Below are 15,684 nucleotides of genomic sequence, written 5' to 3'. Positions count from 1 at the left end.
CCGCGATGAGTATTCTCGGTCGCGACCTGGCGATGGATCTGGGGGCGGCGAGCACGCGCATCTATCTCAAGCGCAAGGGCATTGTGCTCGACGAACCCTCCGCAGTCATGTGCGACGATCGCACCGGCAAGGTCATCCGGTACGGCGCGGAGGCCGCCGCCCCGGAGGCGGGCGGTCGCACGTGCTGGCCGGTCCGTGACGGGCTACCGGCCGACGCCGAGCTGGCCCGGCGCATGATCCGCCACTTCCTGCGCAAGGTGCACTGGCACCCGTACGCCCGGCCGCGCGTGGTCATGGCGCTGCCCGGCGACTCCACCCCGATCGACCGCGCGGCGCTGCGCGACATCGCGTACGAGTCGGATGCCAGGACGGTGCACCTCGTCCCGCACGCGCTCGCCGCGGGCCTCGGGTCGGGCCTGACGCTCACGGACCGCACCGGTTACATGGTCATCGACATCGGCACCGACGCCGCCCGCATCGCCGTGCTCTCCGGCGAGTCGGTGGTGGCGACGGGCTCCGTCCCGTACGGCGGGCGCGCGGTGAACAGGGCCATCGCCCGCTACGTCGAGCACGAGCACGGGCTGCAGCTCGACGACGCGGAGGCGGAGTCGGCCAAGCGGCGCGCGGGCGGTGACGACGCGGAGATCGTGGTCACGGCCCGCGACCCCGACACCGGCGGCGAACACGAGCTGGTCCTGCCCGTGGGACGGATCTTCGAGGCGGCCCGGCAACCGGTGGACTCGATCGCGCGGACGGCCATGGAGACGGTCGAGCGCTGCCCGGCCGAGCTGGCCGCCGACCTCGGTGAGCGGGGCGCGGTGCTGGTCGGCGGCGGGGCGCTGCTGCGCGGGCTCGGGCACCGGCTGCGCGAGGCCCTCTGCATGCCCGTACGCCGCGCGGAACGCCCGTTGGAGGCCGTGGCGCTCGGGCTCGGCCGGTGCGTGGACGAACTTGGACTGATCGGGAGGATCCGGGGCGGGCGTCCATGAGCGACGACCCGTTCCGCACCAGGGGCCGGCACCCGCGGACCTGGCCATCGGGACCAACGCCACGTGCGTGACCCCTGACCATCGGCCCGGCTGACCATCGGCCCCGGCCACCTGCCGGTCGACGGTCCGCCCGGGACCTGCTCGACACGTCGGCCAGAACAGGAGGCGACCCATGACCGTGCCCATCACCGTGCCCACCACCGTTCCCATGACCGCGCCCACCGCTCCTCTCACTCCCCTGCCCACGACCGGCCCCCAGCGCGTGTCCCCGACCGTGCCCGCGAACGTTCGTGGCATCGACCACGTCGGGGTGACCGTTCCCGATCTCGACGCGGCCACCGAGTTCTTCGCCCGCGCCTTCGGGGCCGAGGTGCTCTACGACACCCTGCCCCGCGAGCACGGGCCCAAGGGCGGCTGGGCGACCGAGCGGCGGCTCGGGGTGCCGCAGGGGACGGTGGAGGTGGCCGTACGCATGCTGCGGCTGCCGAACGGCCCGGGGATCGAGCTGTTCGAGTTCGGCGGGCCACGGCAGGCCCCGGCGGTGGTGCCGTGCGATCTGGGCTGGCAGCACGTCGCCGTGTACGTGGACGACCTGGACGAGGCGCTGCGGAGGGTGATCGAGGCGGGCGGGACGTCACTGTCGGAGCCGGTGTCCTCGCCGGGACCGGAAGCGGGCACAGGAGCGGGCACAGGGGCCGGCACAGGGGCCGGCACAGGGGCCGGCACAGGGGCCGGCACAGGGGCCGGCACAGGGGCCGGCACAGGGGCCGGCACAGGGGCCGGCACAGGGGCCGGCACAGGGGCCGGCACAGCGGGCGCGCACAACAGGTACGTCTACTGCCGCACGCCCTGGGGCGCGACGGTGGAGCTGGTGACGTATCCGGACCCGCAGGCGTACGAGCGGGAGACGAACCTGCGCCGCTGGCGTCCCTAGGAAGGGCGGCCACAGGAGGGGCGGCGACCCTGGGAGGGGCGGCCTCAGGAAAGGCGGCCCGCTCCCGGGCCCGCGCGCCCGCCGGGCTCAGCGCTCGTCCACGATCTCGCCCTCCTCGCTCGTCGCGTCCTTGACCAGCGCGAACGCCGGCCCCGACTCGGGCAGGTCGTGCGCGACGGCGACGGCGGCCGCCAGGGTGTCCGGCGAGTCCCAGCACCAGGAGTCGACCCAGGTGCGCTCGTCGACCCTGGCCAGCCGGGTCTGCGTGAGACCGGGGAACCGGCCGCGTACGGCGTCGATGAGCGCCGCGCGCCGGGCGAGCACCTGCTCGGCGTCGGCGGGGTCGGCGGTGAAGCGGACGACACGGAGAAAGGCCATGACTGGAGTCCTTCTCTAGAGTTGACTTCTAGCTTCCTTGACTAGAGTTAGACTACAACCATGAGCGACGTCAAGAGGGCGGGCAAGCGCGCGCTGAAGGCCAGGGAGACCCGGGCGAAGATCCTGAAGGCGGCCGGGGAGCTGTTCGTCCGCGACGGCTACGGCGCCACGAACCTGCAGGACGTCGCCGAGCTGGCGGGCGTGGCCGTGCAGACGATCTACTTCGTCTTCGGCAACAAGCGCACGCTGCTGAAGGAGCTGGTCGACGTCACGGTCGCGGGCGACGACGAGCCGGTGGCGACCATGGAGCGAGACTGGTTCAAGGAGGCGATGGCGGCGCGGACGGCCGCGGAGCACCTGCGGGCGCACGTACGCGGCACCCGGGCCGTGCTCGCCCGCGTCGCCCCGATCGCCAAGGTGCTCGACACGGCCGTGGCCATGGATCCCGAGGTGGCGGCGCTCTGGCCGCGCGACACCGACCCGCGCCACGTGGTGCAGAGCGCGGCGGCCGGCTCCCTCATGGCCAAGCCGGGAGCACGGCAGGACGTCTCGCCCGAGGTGGCCGCCGACGTGCTCTACGGGCTGCTCAGCCCCGAGCTATACCTGCTGCTGGTGCGGGAGCGGGGGTGGTCGCAGGAACGGTTCGAGGAGTGGGCGTGCCGCACCCTGGCCGCCCAGCTCCTCGATGAGTCCCCCAGCGAGTCCCCCAGTGAGACCGCCCTCCGGTGAGGCCGCCCCTCGGCCTCGCGGTCACGGCGTGGAGAGGGCTTCCGTCGGCGACAGGCGCGAGGCGCGGATGGCCGGGTAGAGTCCGGCGATGGCGCCGATGGCCAGGGTCGCCGCCAGGCCGCCGGCCGTGGCCCAGACCGGGACGACCGAGGGCCAGCCGCTGTAGAACGCGTACCCCATCGTGACCCCCGACCCGAGCAGGATGCCGCCGGTCCCGCCGATCGCTGACAGCAGCAGCGACTCCGCCAGGAACTGCGTCCTGACCTGTCCCCGGGTCGCCCCGAGCGAACGGCGCAGGCCGATCTCCGCACGGCGTTCCAGGACCGAGATGACCATCGTGTTGGCCACGCCCACCCCGCCCACGAGCAGGGCCACCGCGCCCACGCCCAGGAGCAGGCTGGCGAACGCCTGGCTGCTCGCCTGCTTGGCGGCCAGGGCGTCGGACGGACGGGAGACGTCCACCTCGTTCGGGGCCTCGGGGTTGGCCGTGCCGGCCAGCACCTGGCGTACCGACTCCAGCTTGGCCTCCTCCGAGCGCGTGTACAGCGTGGTCGGATGCCCGTCGAAGCCCAGCCGTTCCTCGGCCACCGGCCAGCCCACCATGACCCCGCTGTCCAGGTCCGTGGCCAGCGCCACCGGGTTCAGTACGCCGACGACCGTGAAACGGATACCGCCGACGACGACCTGGGTGTCGGGGCTGGCCGACCCGATGCCCAGCCTCTGGGCGGCGGCCCAGCCGAGCACGGCGGCGGGATAGCGTTCGGTGGCCGCGTTGAGCCACGTGCCGCTGCGGAGGGTCGCCCCGACCGTGGCCGGCAGGTCGACGCGGGCGGCGTAGGCGATGAGGCCGCCGGTCTGCGCCTCGGGGATCTGCTCGGAGCGGTAGACCTTCGCGTCGGCCACCCTCCCGATCGACGAGACCGACTCGACGGGCCCGATCCGCTCGATCATCGACTCGGCGTCCACCGGCATCTGGGCCGCCTCGCCCAGGATCGTCGTGCCCGACCCGACGGTGAGCAGGTTCGTGCCCAGCGCGGAGAGCTGGCGGTCGAGTTCGGCGCCCGAGGACGACGAGAGCCCGACCACGCCGACCATGGCCGCGATGCCGATGGCGATGCCCAGCGCCGACAGGAACGCCCGCAGCGGCCGGGTACGCAGGCCCACCGCGCCGACCCGCATCACGTCGCCCGCGCGCATCCTGGCCGGGGACAGCTTCGGCCGCCGCACCTCGATGGCCGCCATCAGGCCACCCCGGATTCCACGGGCTCGGGCTCCGTGCTGAGGGCGGAGTCGGAGATGATCTGGCCGTCGCGCATGCGTACCTGCCGGGGCAGGCTGGCGGCGATCTCCCGGTCGTGCGTGATGATCACAATGGTCGTGCCCGCCGCGTTCAGCTCGTGCAGCAGCTCCATCACCCCGGTGCCCGAGACCGAGTCGAGGGCGCCGGTGGGCTCGTCGGCCAGCAGCAGCGGCGGGTCGCCCGCCACCGCCCTGGCGATGGCCACCCGCTGGCGCTCACCGCCGGACAGCTCGTGCGGCTCATGGTCCATGCGGTGCCCCAGACCCACCCGTTCGAGCGCGGCGGCGGCACGGCGGCGGCGCTCGGCCCTGCTCAGACCCGTGTAGACGAGGCCGTCGGCCACGTTGTCCAGCGCCGGGACCTTCGCCGCGAGATGGAAGGACTGGAAGACGAACCCGATGGTGGTCGCGCGCAGCGCCGAGAGCTGGTTGTCGGACAACTTCGAGACGTCGTACCCGTCGATGTGGATGCTGCCGGTGGACGGCCGGTCGAGAGTGCCGACCACGTTGAGCATGGTCGACTTGCCCGACCCGGACGGGCCCACGATGGCGACCAGCTCACCGTGGGCGATGCGCAGCGACACCGACTTCAGCGCCGCCACCCCACCCGGGTACGTCCTGGACACGCCCGACAGAGCGATCATGGGATACGTCACTTCGGCATCCCCACGGTCATTCCCTCGCTGAGCCCGTCCCCCGAGACCTCGACCCGTCCTCCGGAGAACATCCCCGTCTCCACGGCGACGTACCGGGACCTGCCGCCCTCGATGACCTCCAGGCCGAACCCGCCCTCCTGCAGCGCCACCAGCGCCGCGACCGGCACGGTCAGCACATCCTTGCGCTGCGAGGCCGTGAACGTCACGTCCACCGACGCCTTGTCCAGCCCACGGGCCGCCTTGGCGTCGCCGATCGAGACCAGCGCCTCGACCTGCGTCTCCGGATCGGCGTTCTGGCTCTCGCCCGGCACGATGACCGTGGCCACCTCGGTGACCTTGCCCTTCACGCTCTTGCCGTCCGGCAGCGTGACCTCGACCTTCGTGCCCTTCTTGGCTATCCGCTGGTCCTCGGCCGCCAACTGCACGGTGACGACCTTGGCCGTGCCCGTGTAGGTCAGCACCTTCTGGCCCGGCTGCGCCGGCTGACCCTTCTCGGAGTCGAGGCTCTCCACCCGGACCTCACCCGAGGCGAAGACCACCCGGCCCAGCTCGACCACACCGGTCTCGTCCAGGCCACGGTCCTCCTGCCATTCCATGACGGCCTCGGCGGTGTCATAGGTGAACTCCTCGTCCACCGTGAAACCGTCGTAGCCGAGCTTGCTGAGGTTCCGCTCCAGGTTCTCGACGTCCTTGCCCTCCACCCCGACCTTGAGGTCACGGTAGGCGGGCGTGGTGCCGTACAGGAGCATGACCGGCTTGTTGTCCAGCCGGTACAGCGACTTGCCACGCGTGATCGTCGCGCCGCTCTCGGGCAGCCAGGTGATCGTGCCGGGCTGCCGGCTCGTGGCCGTGGTCACCGGGCCGTAGCCCAGCTCGCCGTCCGCGTCCCTGGACTCGTTCAGGGTCTGCCTGGTCACCGGCGTCGTGGCCGGGGGCAGGGCACTGGCCGACTGGGTCGGGCCGGCGCTCCCGTCGAGCAGGCCCGCGCTGTTCACCGCGACCAGCGCGCCCCCCGCCGCGGCCACCACGACCAGAAGCCCGGCCACCAGCTTCCCCCGGCCACGACGGCGGCGCTGCCGGGGCGGTGTGGCCCCCGGCTCCGCCTTTCCGTCGAGGGTGGCCATTCCCATCAAGAACCTCCCATACCGGCCTCAGCGGACTCCTTCTGGCACTTCTCCTGCGCGGCCTTGAAGTCGGGGTCGTTGCCGACGTCGCCGGTGATGCGCATCATGCCGCCCTCGGGGTCGGGGTAGCTCTCGACGCCGTTGTCACGCATGCACTGGGCGAGCTTGCGCATGTTCTCGGCCATCTTGGGGTCGCCCCCGCCCTGCATCTGGCCGCTCGGGGCGAACTCCTTGCACGCGGCCTGGGCCGCCTCGACCTTCTCCCGCGGCACGCTGCCGTCGAACTTCATCATCACCCTGCCGTTCGGGTCGGGGTCGGGCACCTCCACCCCGTTCTCGCGCATGCACTGGGCGAACTTGAGTGACCGCTCCTGCGGGTCCTCGCTCGGCTTGGCGCTGGCCGCGGCCTGGGTGCCGCCGCCGCTGACCGAGGCGACGTCTGCCCCGCCCCCGTCGTCCGCGCCGCAGCCGGTCAGGAACAGAGTGAGCGCGATCGGTGACGCGACCAGCGCGCTGAGGACTCGTCCTCGCATGGGTGTTCTCCTCCGTCGAATGAACGTCGTTCGAGCCGTTCGGGTCGTTCGAGGTGAGATGCAATAGGGCCGGGTGTTTCCTCAGCGTTTCCGTCCGCGGTTTATTCGGAGCGAATGTCTCCTCGGCCACACTCGGCTCTACAAGCGGATGGAAGGGCCTGAGATACGCCATGCGGGTGCTGGTGGTTGAGGACGAGCCGATGCTCGCCGACGCGATTGCCGAGTGGCTGCGCGAGGAGACCCACGCGGTCGACCTGGCGCACGACGGGGCGGCCGCGCTGGAACGGATCGCGGTCAACGACTACGACGTGGTCGTCCTGGACCGGGACCTGCCACGCGTGCACGGCGACGAGGTGTGCCGCGAGCTGGTCGCCTCGGCGTGCGAAGCACGCGTGCTGATGCTCACGGCCGCCGCCCAGCCCGACGACCGGGTGACCGGCCTGTCGCTGGGGGCCGACGACTACCTGCCGAAGCCGTTCCACTTCCCCGAGCTGGCCGCCCGGGTGCTGGCGCTGGGCCGGCGCTCACGTCCGGCCGTGCCCCCCGTGCTGCGGCGGGCCGGGATCACGCTCGACCCGGCGCGCAGGGAGGTGTTCAGGAACGGGCGGTTCGTGCCGCTGTCGAAGAAGGAGTTCGCGGTGCTGACGGAGCTGATGCGGGCGGACGGCAACGTCGTCTCGGCCGAGCAGCTCCTGGAGAAGGCGTGGGACGAGCACGCGGACCCGTTCACGGGCGTGGTCCGGCTCACCATTCTCAAGCTGCGCCGCAAGCTCGCCGACCCGCCGGTTGTGGAGACCGTGGCGGGCGTGGGATACCGGATCACATGAGACTCCTGTCGCCGTCGCTCCTCCGACGGCCGCGGCCCACGCTGCGGCTGCGGCTCACCCTCGTGTACGGCGCGCTGTTCTTCGTCGCGGGCCTGACGCTGCTCGGGGTCACGTACGTGCTGTTCAACCAGCAGCTCAACCGGACCTTCGAGGACCGGTTCGGCTCGGAGCCCGGCATGACCAAGCAGATCTTCCTGCAGCGGGACGGCGTCACGATCTACGGGAAAGAGGCCGTCGAGTGGGTGCGGCAGCAGGAGATGGAGCTGCGCGGCGCCGCCACCACCTCGCTGCTCACGCAGGGCGCGATCGCGCTGGTCATGGTCGGCGGCGGGGCCGTCGCGCTGGGCTGGGTGGTGGCCGGACGGGTGCTGACGCCGCTGCACCGGGTCACCGAGACCGCGCGCAGGATCGCCGCCGCCCCCATGGCCGAGCGCGGGCTGCACGAACGCATCGCGCTGAACGGGCCGGCCGACGAGGTCAAAGTCCTGGCCGACACCTTCGACACCATGGTGGAACGGCTCGACCACTCCTTCGACGGCCAGCGCCGGTTCGTGGCCAACGCCTCCCACGAGCTGCGTACGCCGCTGACGCTCAACCGGGCGCTGGTCGAGCTGGCCATGCACCGCCGTACGGCCTCGTCCGACGTCAAAGAGCTGGGCGAGAGCCTGCTGGAGATCAACACCCGCCACGAACGCCTCATCGGCGGCCTGCTGCTGCTGGCCAGGTCCGAGCAGGAGATCGCGGACCGCTCGCCGGTCGACCTGGCCGACGTGGTGACGCACGTGGCCGCGCAGTCCGCCGACCCCGCCGAGGCCGCCAAGGTCACCGTGTACGAGGTCGCCGGCCCCGCCCCGACCACCGGGGACGCGCTGCTGCTCGAACGGCTCGTGCACAACCTGGTGGAGAACGGCATCCGCTACAACGTCGACGACGGCGGCGGATGGGTGCGGATCGTCAGCCGGATCGTGTCCGGGGAGACGGTCGAGGTGGAGGTCAGCAACACCGGGCCGCCCGTGCCGCCGTACGACGTGCCGCTGCTGTTCAAGCCGTTCCACCGGCAGGCGAGCGCGCGGACGGTCACGGGGACGAGCGCCGGGCTGGGGCTGTCGATCGTACGGTCGGTGGCGGTGGCGCACGGCGGGGACGTCAGGGCGCGGCCCCGTGAGGGCGGCGGCCTCATCGTGGCCGTGGCGCTACCGCGCGCTCCCCTCCAGTGAGGACACGTATATAGAGGGGTGCTCAGTGGTGGTCGGGGCGACTCACGCGGGGCGACTCACCCAGGGCGGCCGACGTGGACCCGGGGTCCGGCGGGGTGGTGTCGTCCTGCGCGGGGCTCGCGTCGTGCTCGTCGAGGGGGGCACGGACGCGCCACACCGGCGGCACCAGCAGCGTGACCAGGGTGGACAGCACCGCGAAGGCGGCACACCCGACCAGGACGGGCCCCGGCCCGAACACCGCCGCCACCGGACCGGCCAGCCCCATTCCGAGCGGCGCGGCCACCAGCGAGCCCAGCATCATCACCGACGTCACCCGCGCCACGAACCGCTCGGGCACGTGCTGCTGGATGACGGTGGTCTGGAGGACGTTGTGGACGACGAGCTGCATGCCCGCCGCCGCCCCCGCGAGCACCAGCAGCCACAGCGCGGCGGGCCCGGCGAGCAGCGCGGGCAGCGGCGCCATCAGGAGGAAGAACAGCAAGGCCGCGACCATCGGCCGCCTGGGCCGCCACCGGGCCCCGAGCAGACCTCCGGCCAGGCCGCCGACCGCGTACGCGATGCCGATCGCCGCCCAGGCCGGCGCCCCGCCGAGCCGGCGTTCGGCCACGTAGGGCCCGAGGACCAGGATCGGGGAGATCACGATCAGGTTGGTGAGGGCCACCTGGATGATCCACACCCACAGCCACGAACGTCTGCGCACCTCGGCGATGCCGCCGCCGATGCTCGCCAGCAGGCCGCCGCTCGCACGTGACCGCTCGTCGGCGACGCCCCGGGGCAGAAGGCGGAGGCAGGCCGCGCTCACCAGGAACGTCAGCGCGTCGATCAGCACGGCCCAGCCGGAGCCGACCAGCGCCACCAGCGCACCGGCCGCGCCCAGCGCCACGATCGAGGCGGCGCTCCGGGAGAGCGAGATCAGCGAGTTGGCCTCCTGCAGGTGCCGCTTGCCGGCCAGCGACTGGATCAGCCCGGTGGCCGCCGGGTTGAAGAACGCCGACCCGGCGCCGGCCACCAGTTGCAGCACGACCAGCGTCCAGATCTGCGCGGTGCCCGTGAGCAGCAGCACCGCCGTGGCGCCGTGGGCGCAGCAGCGGGCCAGGTCGGCCAGGATCATGACCGTGCGTCGCGAGAAGAGGTCGCCCGCCGCGCCGCCCACCAGCGTGAGCACGATGATGGGCAGGCGGGTGCTGAGCACGACGATGCCGAGATCCACCGCCGACCCGGTGAGCTGCAGGACCGCGAACGCCATCGCCACCGGCGTCATCGCGTCACCGAACGCCGAGGCCGTCTGGCCCAGGTAGTAGCGACGGAAGTCGCGGATGGCGAGCGGCGCGAACACGGCGGCCCGACCCCCTTTCCTGCCCTCTGCCCCGGTCTCGGTGCTGCTTCCTGGCCCCTGTGCCGTGCTCTCAGGATGTTGAGGTTGTGGGCGAGAGCCGGAGAGGTCAGGTCAGCCACCCTGCCAGACCCCACCGACAGAACCGCTCCGGCGAGACCCGGACGAGCGGCGACTCCGGCGCGGGTCGGTGACGCCGCCGTGAACTCACCCCCGCCGGGCCACCCGGCCCGTCATCCCCGCTCTCTCGCGAGCAGTTCCGCCAGGCTGGTGGCCGGGTGTCCGGTGAGACGGGGAATGTCGTCGCTGACCCCTTCGAGCTCCCCCGCCGCGATCGCGAGATAGGTCGACACCCACGCCTCCACCTGCCACTCCGGCGCGCCGTACCGTTCGCGGGACGCGTACGCCTCCTGGAGGGTCTCGGGGTGGTAGGTGATCGTGCGTCCCGTCGCCGCGCTCAGCGTGGCGGCGATCTGGTCGAGCGTCAGCGCCTGCGGCCCGGTCAGGTCGTACGTCGCCCCCACATGCTCCTCCGGCCGCAGCAGCACGGTCACCGCCGCCTCGGCGATGTCGTCCTGGGCGACGGCCGCCACCCTCCCCTGACCGGCCGGGCCGCGGATCACGCCGTCGTCACCGGCCAGCGCGGGCAGGAAGTCGGCGTACAGGTTGTCGCGCAGGAACGTGAAGGGCAGGCCGCTGTCGCGGATGTGCTGCTCGGTCGCCCAGTGGTCGCGGGCCAGCGTGAACGTGGCCATGGGGGCGGCGCCGTGGAAGGAGATGTACACGAGGTGCGTGACGCCTGCCTCGCGGGCCGCGTCGACGAAGGCGCGGTGCCGGTCGAGGCGGTCGGGGCTCTCGGCGGCCGACACGAACAACACGGTCGAGGCCCCGTGAAGTGCCCCGCACATCGCCGCGTGGTCTCCGTAGTCGGCGCTGACCGCGACCGCGTGGGCGAGCCGTGGAGCGTGCTCGGCGGCACGCCGTGAGACGAGCCGCTGCTCCACTCCGGCGGCGTCGAGCAACGCGGCGATCCGGCCGCCGAGCCGCCCGGTCACGCCCGTGGTGACGATGAAGGACATACCGGTACCTTATTTTCGGCCACCCGCCCATGTCCCCGGAGAACCACGGCAGTTGATCGAAACGTGTCACGCCCATGACGGACGACCCAAGGCGACCCCGGCTACTGCGTTGAACTACTGCGCCGAACTACTGGGCTGAACTACTGGGCTGAACTCCTGGGCGGGCCGCCCGTTGCGCAAGGGTCGAGCACCTGCTCTGATGGGTGTTTCCTACCCGATGACGGTACGAGCCTCCCAATGCGGACGAAGGTGTCAACCGGCGACCCTTCTCCCCCGTCTCCTCTTGTGCCCCGTCCGTCCCAAGGAGAGCCGTCGTGCGTGTCCCGCTGGCAGTCTTAGCCTCCGCTGTCGTCCTGTCGTGCGTACCCGTCCCCGCGGCGCACGCCGTCTCCGTCGCCGTCGTCGCGTACGAGTGCACGGTCAAGGGGACCAACGAGAGGCAGGACGTCAGCATCGACGTCGAGCTCACCGTGCCGAGCCAGGCGGCGGTGGGGACGCAGATGACGATCGGGTGGCGCGGCGCGTACTCGACGGGAGCCGAGCTGATCGCCCCGGCCACGGGTATGGAGGGCGACATCACCATGTACGCCTACGCGGGCATCAGCGGCATCACCGGCCTGACCTCCGCCACGGGGGTCGCCCCCGTCGGCACGGTCATCCCCGGCGAGCCCATCCCCATCCCCGAGACGACCGTCGACCTGAAGACCATGCCCACGAAGGACGGCACCGGCCAGGTGCGCCCCGCCGCCATCAACTTCGGCCTGCGTCCCCAGGAACCGCTGATCGAGTGCGAGGTCAAGGACGAGGGCGGCCTGACCCGCTACCCCCTCACCGTCGGCAACGGCGGGTCGTCCAGCCCCTCCCCCGACGACTCGACGGACGACACCACCGAGGACGCGGACGACAGCACGCAGGACACCGACACCACGGACAACTCCGTCTCCACGGTCACGACCACCACCACGGAGACGCCGTCCGGCGGGGTCGACACGGGGGCCGGTGGGCTGGCCGGCCCTGACGGCCGGGCGGTGATGGCGACCGGCCTGGTCATCGTGCTCGCCGCGCTCACCGGCCTGCGCCTGCGCCTGCGCGGACTCCGCCGCCGTCCGACCTAGGGCCTGGATCGCGAGCGCGCTCACCCCCGCGAGCTGCGGTTGGCGTGCTTGCGCTCGGCGAACCGGTACGCCTCCTCCAGCAGCTCCCGTACGTCGCCGAGGGTGCCGGAGGGCTCGACCACGCACACCCAGTGCTGGGAGGCGTAGTGCGGATGCGGCATCACCGCGTCGCGGCGGGCGTAGTCGTGGCCCGTCTCCAGCACGCCGTGCTCGTCCCGCTCCGTCGGGGGACGGCCGAACCTGGCGGTGTAGGTGGCCTTGGTCAGGCCGAGGTTGAGCCGGTACGCGCCCTCCCGGCTCAGGTCCGAGACCGAGTCGTAGGTGTCGCCGGTCACGACCGTGGCGAACAGCAACCACTGGTCGCCCGGCGGGCCATAGGTGAAGAACGTGTCCCCGGAGCTCTCGGTGCTGCGGGCCTGGTCGAAGGTCTCGCTGATGTAGCGGGTCATGGCGGTGGCGTCCATGCGACTGTTCCCCTCACTTGGTCATGTCAATGGTGTCATTGACGTGCCCAGTGAAGGTTTCGCCGAGTTCACCTGATCGAACAGGCGAAAAGCCTCAATCGCAAGTCATCGCACCCGCGCCGCCGTACGCCCTTCCCCCGACCATAAAGTAAATTAACCCTATAGATAGAGTAGGTATTACATGAATTGGTGAGGAGGCGTCATGCCCGCGATGGATCCGATCACCGAGGTCCACGGGAGCACCTTCACGAAGGCGGCCGGCGAGTTCGTCGTCGAGCACGAGGACCTGGGCGGGGACACCCGCCGGATCCTCGACGCCATCGCCGCCCTGGGCGACTTCGCCGGCACGGACGAGACCGCGAACACGTTCCGGCGAGGCTACAACGACGCGCTGGCGAAGACCGAGACGTACGTCAACGCGCTGCGCGACGCCTACCCCGCGATCGCCTACCGGCTGGCCGGCATGAGGACCAGCTTCGACGTCGCGAACTGGGCGACCATCGAATCCCTGCCGAGAGTCTCCGACCCGCCCGAGTACTCGAAGTCGGACCGGAAGTTCATCCCTCAATCTATGGAGACCTGATGCCCGCACCCGACGACGACGCCTCTTTCCTCGACGCGGAGATGCGCCGCCTCTTCACCGAGTTCCAGGCCGAGACCGAGCCGCTGGAGGAGTTGCAGGAGAGCCTGAACGCCCTCCGCGGCCGCGGCGAGGCGGCCGGCGGCCTGGTGCGGGCCGAGACGTTGCCGAACGGCGCGCTCAGCAGCCTGCACATCGACCCGCGGGCCCTGCGGCTCGGCGTGGAGGCGCTGGCCGAGGCGGTGCTCGCCGCCGCCGGCGAGGCCGCCGCGGACGTGACCGCGCGGATGGCCGGGATGCTCGCGGACGGCCTGCCCCCGGTCACCGACGTGGCCGGGCGCTTCACCCGCGACCGCTAGCCGCATGCCCACCGGCAGCCGCTATCGGGTCATGCGCCGGAACTGGTCCTGGCCCGCGGCGACACCCAGCTTGGCGAGCATCTGGTCCCAGGTGGGCAGCAGGCTGACCGGATCGTCGACCACGTCGCCCGGCCGGTTGAGCACGTTCGCCGTCGTGGTGAAGACGCTGGATCCGACCAGGAACACGATGGCGTTCGAGGCCGCCTCGTTCTTCGGCAGCAGGTTCGCGGCCTTTCCGAAGTTGGCGGGATCGACGTGGTAGAAGACCAGGGCCGCCGCGAAGTTCTTCGCCGCGTACTCGGCGCGGTCGCCCCACGACCCCATGTCCTCGCCCCTCGCGAGCTTGACGCCGTCGATGATCGCCTGATCGGCGAGGGTGTAGGCGAGGCTGCCCCCGACGGCGTAGATGAACCGCTTGCCCACGGCGTGGTTGAACATCCTGAGCAGCAGACCCGCCTGCTGCTGGCGCATCCGCCAGTTGATCAACGTCTGGACCTTCTTGTCGATCGCCGGCCAGCAGAAGAACGTCATCAGCTCGAGCCACTGGATGATGGCCATCGTCTTGAGGGAGTGCTGCACCTGCTCCAGCATCTCGGCGTAGTCCTCCACCGCGTCGGCCAGCCCGCGGACGTACGCCGACACCAGCGGCGGATAGGGCGCGAGGTCCTCGGCGAAGTACGTCCTGAAGGCGTCGATGCCCACGCCGGAGTTGGGCGGTCGCCACACCCTGCCCGCGATCTCCTCCACGTCGACCAGGCTGACGTCCACCCGGTCGGCCAGTTGGCGCAGCAACCGGGCGGCCTCACGCGCCTTGGCCGGGTCGCCGTCGGGGTAGACGACGGACAGCATCCGCATGACCACGCCGGCGACGCCGAGCGCGGCGAGCGAGAACCCCATCGTCGGCAGGTACTTGGGGGATGGACTCACGTAGCAGACCCTCTCCGCCGTCGGACAATTTCCACCATAAAGGTCAAGTCACCCGATCATCCCATCTCTGTGCCACGCCACGCCAGCCCCGGATCGGTGGCGGTCAGCTCACCGCCTGCTTCAGCAGGGCGGCGATCCGCGCCTCGTCGGCGGCGGTCAGGGTGGTCAGCGCGTACGCGGTCGGCCACATGGTGCCCTCGTCGAGGTTGGCGACGTCGTTGAAGCCGAGCGTGGCGTACCTGGCCTTGAACTTCGGCGCGGGCTGGAAGAAGCAGACGATCTTGCCGTCGGCGTTGGCGTAGGCGGGCATGCCGTACCAGAGCTTCGGCCTCAGAGTCGGCGCGGCCGCCCTGACGACGGCGTGGACCCGTTCGGCGAGGACGCGGTCCGCCTCCTCCAGCTCGGCGATCTTCGCGAGCACGTCGCTCTCCCCGTCCGCCTTGGGCCCGCGCCGCGCGGCCGTCTTCAGCTCCTTGGCGTGCTCCTTCATCGCGGCGCGCTCCTCGTCGGAGAAGCCGTCGAACGTCTTCGCGGCGCTGCTCTTGGTGGTCTTCGTGGCCATCGTTTCGCTCCCTTTGAGGCGTTGTCGTGCTGACGAGAACCAGGATGCGGATCCGGATCGATACATTCGCTATGCGCCGGCGATGCGCACCGCATCGCGCCCGCCGCGGCCGCCCGGTCCCGGTGAAGGACGGCGGCTGCGGGCTTGGCCGGTCACCGTAGGCTGGCTGTGTGCCTCTCGTGTTGACTCTGCTCGACGACGTACGCTGGCGGGGCGCGCGCGTGATCGGCGAACGCGCGCAGTCTCTGCTGGCGCTGCTCGCGATGCACGGCCGGTCAGGCGCGACCGACGAGCAACTGGTCGAAGGGCTGTGGGGGGCGCAGCCACCGGCCAACCCCACGAAGGCGCTGCAGGTGGTCGTCTCCCGGACCCGCGCGGCGACCTGTCCCGACGCGCTCGTACGCACGCCGCGCGGCTACCGCCTGGGCCTGCCCGCCGAGGAGGTCGACGCGCTCCGGCTCGCCACCCTGGTGGCGCGGGCGCGGGCGGCGCTGGGCGAGGGAGAGATCGCCGAGGCCCGGCGGCACGCGGACGACGCGGTCGGCCTCGCGGCGAACGGCCTGGCCACGGCTGTCGGCC

19 protein-coding genes are annotated in these 15,684 nt (G+C 71.6%); 9 read left to right on the top strand and 10 right to left on the bottom strand.

Annotation, left to right across the window (positions count from 1 at the left end):
• Positions 1-5 precede the first annotated feature (5 nt).
• Together ABD844_RS16765 and ABD844_RS16760 are read left to right on the top strand one after the other, a co-directional pair.
• Complete coding sequence (locus tag ABD844_RS16765; RefSeq protein ID WP_344877887.1) at positions 6-989, top strand: rod shape-determining protein; 984 nt, start codon at positions 6-8, stop codon at positions 987-989.
• 172 nt (positions 990-1,161) lie between these two features.
• The gene (locus ABD844_RS16760; protein ID WP_344877885.1) at positions 1,162-1,923 is read left to right on the top strand and encodes a VOC family protein; all 762 of its coding nucleotides are present in this window, start codon (positions 1,162-1,164) and stop codon (positions 1,921-1,923) included.
• Between the two features lie 87 nt (positions 1,924-2,010).
• Here ABD844_RS16760 and ABD844_RS16755 read toward each other — a convergent pair whose 3' ends face one another.
• Positions 2,011-2,301 (bottom strand): hypothetical protein, encoded by a 291-nt coding sequence (locus ABD844_RS16755; RefSeq protein ID WP_344877883.1) that lies wholly within the window; start codon positions 2,299-2,301, stop codon positions 2,011-2,013.
• Between the two features lie 60 nt (positions 2,302-2,361).
• Between ABD844_RS16755 and ABD844_RS16750 the strand changes: the two genes are divergently transcribed.
• Positions 2,362-3,030: a TetR/AcrR family transcriptional regulator gene (locus ABD844_RS16750; protein ID WP_344877881.1), complete on the top strand. Its 669-nt coding sequence runs from the start codon at positions 2,362-2,364 to the stop codon at positions 3,028-3,030.
• Between the two features lie 21 nt (positions 3,031-3,051).
• Here the strand turns inward: ABD844_RS16750 and ABD844_RS16745 are convergent, their stop codons facing one another.
• The 4 genes from ABD844_RS16745 to ABD844_RS16730 are packed head-to-tail and all read right to left on the bottom strand — an operon-like array spanning position 3,052 to position 6,642.
• The gene (locus ABD844_RS16745) at positions 3,052-4,272 is read right to left on the bottom strand and encodes an ABC transporter permease (protein WP_344877879.1); all 1,221 of its coding nucleotides are present in this window, start codon (positions 4,270-4,272) and stop codon (positions 3,052-3,054) included.
• Positions 4,272-4,985, bottom strand: a complete 714-nt coding sequence (locus ABD844_RS16740; protein WP_425568586.1) for an ABC transporter ATP-binding protein — start codon at positions 4,983-4,985, stop codon at positions 4,272-4,274. Before ABD844_RS16740 ends, ABD844_RS16745 begins: the two co-directional genes overlap by 1 nt.
• Positions 4,982-6,115, bottom strand: a complete 1,134-nt coding sequence (locus ABD844_RS16735; RefSeq protein ID WP_344877877.1) for an efflux RND transporter periplasmic adaptor subunit — start codon at positions 6,113-6,115, stop codon at positions 4,982-4,984. Before ABD844_RS16735 ends, ABD844_RS16740 begins: the two co-directional genes overlap by 4 nt.
• Positions 6,115-6,642: a hypothetical protein gene (locus ABD844_RS16730; protein ID WP_344877875.1), complete on the bottom strand. Its 528-nt coding sequence runs from the start codon at positions 6,640-6,642 to the stop codon at positions 6,115-6,117. The genes ABD844_RS16735 and ABD844_RS16730 overlap by 1 nt, the downstream gene beginning before the upstream one ends.
• Before the next feature lie 170 nt (positions 6,643-6,812).
• Here ABD844_RS16730 and ABD844_RS16725 point away from each other — a divergent pair, with 170 nt between their 5' ends.
• Both ABD844_RS16725 and ABD844_RS16720 read left to right on the top strand, forming a co-directional pair.
• Positions 6,813-7,469 (top strand): response regulator transcription factor, encoded by a 657-nt coding sequence (locus ABD844_RS16725; protein ID WP_344877873.1) that lies wholly within the window; start codon positions 6,813-6,815, stop codon positions 7,467-7,469.
• A complete protein-coding gene (locus ABD844_RS16720) occupies positions 7,466-8,686 on the top strand; it encodes a sensor histidine kinase (protein WP_344877871.1) in 1,221 nt (406 codons plus the stop codon). Before ABD844_RS16725 ends, ABD844_RS16720 begins: the two co-directional genes overlap by 4 nt.
• 22 nt (positions 8,687-8,708) lie before the next feature.
• Here the strand turns inward: ABD844_RS16720 and ABD844_RS16715 are convergent, their stop codons facing one another.
• Both ABD844_RS16715 and ABD844_RS16710 read right to left on the bottom strand, forming a co-directional pair.
• Complete coding sequence (locus tag ABD844_RS16715) at positions 8,709-10,022, bottom strand: MFS transporter (RefSeq protein ID WP_344877869.1); 1,314 nt, start codon at positions 10,020-10,022, stop codon at positions 8,709-8,711.
• 230 nt (positions 10,023-10,252) lie between these two features.
• Positions 10,253-11,098, bottom strand: a complete 846-nt coding sequence (locus ABD844_RS16710) for an SDR family oxidoreductase (RefSeq protein WP_344877867.1) — start codon at positions 11,096-11,098, stop codon at positions 10,253-10,255.
• A 314-nt stretch (positions 11,099-11,412) separates the two neighbouring features.
• Here ABD844_RS16710 and ABD844_RS16705 point away from each other — a divergent pair, with 314 nt between their 5' ends.
• Complete coding sequence (locus tag ABD844_RS16705; protein WP_344877865.1) at positions 11,413-12,213, top strand: hypothetical protein; 801 nt, start codon at positions 11,413-11,415, stop codon at positions 12,211-12,213.
• A 20-nt stretch (positions 12,214-12,233) separates the two neighbouring features.
• Here ABD844_RS16705 and ABD844_RS16700 read toward each other — a convergent pair whose 3' ends face one another.
• Positions 12,234-12,677: a DUF6194 family protein gene (locus ABD844_RS16700; RefSeq protein WP_344877863.1), complete on the bottom strand. Its 444-nt coding sequence runs from the start codon at positions 12,675-12,677 to the stop codon at positions 12,234-12,236.
• Positions 12,678-12,879: 202 nt separating this feature from the next.
• Between ABD844_RS16700 and ABD844_RS16695 the strand changes: the two genes are divergently transcribed.
• Both ABD844_RS16695 and ABD844_RS16690 read left to right on the top strand, forming a co-directional pair.
• Positions 12,880-13,260: a hypothetical protein gene (locus ABD844_RS16695; RefSeq protein WP_344877861.1), complete on the top strand. Its 381-nt coding sequence runs from the start codon at positions 12,880-12,882 to the stop codon at positions 13,258-13,260.
• On the top strand, positions 13,260-13,616 hold the full coding sequence (locus ABD844_RS16690; RefSeq protein ID WP_344877859.1) for a YbaB/EbfC family nucleoid-associated protein: 357 nt from the start codon (positions 13,260-13,262) through the stop codon (positions 13,614-13,616). Before ABD844_RS16695 ends, ABD844_RS16690 begins: the two co-directional genes overlap by 1 nt.
• Positions 13,617-13,637: 21 nt before the next feature.
• Here the strand turns inward: ABD844_RS16690 and ABD844_RS16685 are convergent, their stop codons facing one another.
• Both ABD844_RS16685 and ABD844_RS16680 read right to left on the bottom strand, forming a co-directional pair.
• Entirely contained in the window at positions 13,638-14,543 is a 906-nt protein-coding gene (locus ABD844_RS16685) for a hypothetical protein (RefSeq protein ID WP_344877857.1), read from the bottom strand.
• Between the two features lie 103 nt (positions 14,544-14,646).
• A complete protein-coding gene (locus ABD844_RS16680) occupies positions 14,647-15,105 on the bottom strand; it encodes an iron chaperone (protein ID WP_344877855.1) in 459 nt (152 codons plus the stop codon).
• 170 nt (positions 15,106-15,275) lie between these two features.
• On the opposite strand from ABD844_RS16680, the gene ABD844_RS16675 reads away from it, so the two are divergent.
• Positions 15,276-15,684, top strand: a 409-nt coding sequence (locus tag ABD844_RS16675; protein ID WP_344877853.1) for an AfsR/SARP family transcriptional regulator, incomplete at its 3' end; no start/stop codon positions are given.

Source organism: Nonomuraea antimicrobica (genome assembly GCF_039536965.1).
GTDB classification, from domain to species: domain Bacteria; phylum Actinomycetota; class Actinomycetes; order Streptosporangiales; family Streptosporangiaceae; genus Nonomuraea; species Nonomuraea antimicrobica.
Note: the sequence above shows the minus strand (reverse complement) of the source record. Positions and strands in the feature narration are given on the sequence as shown.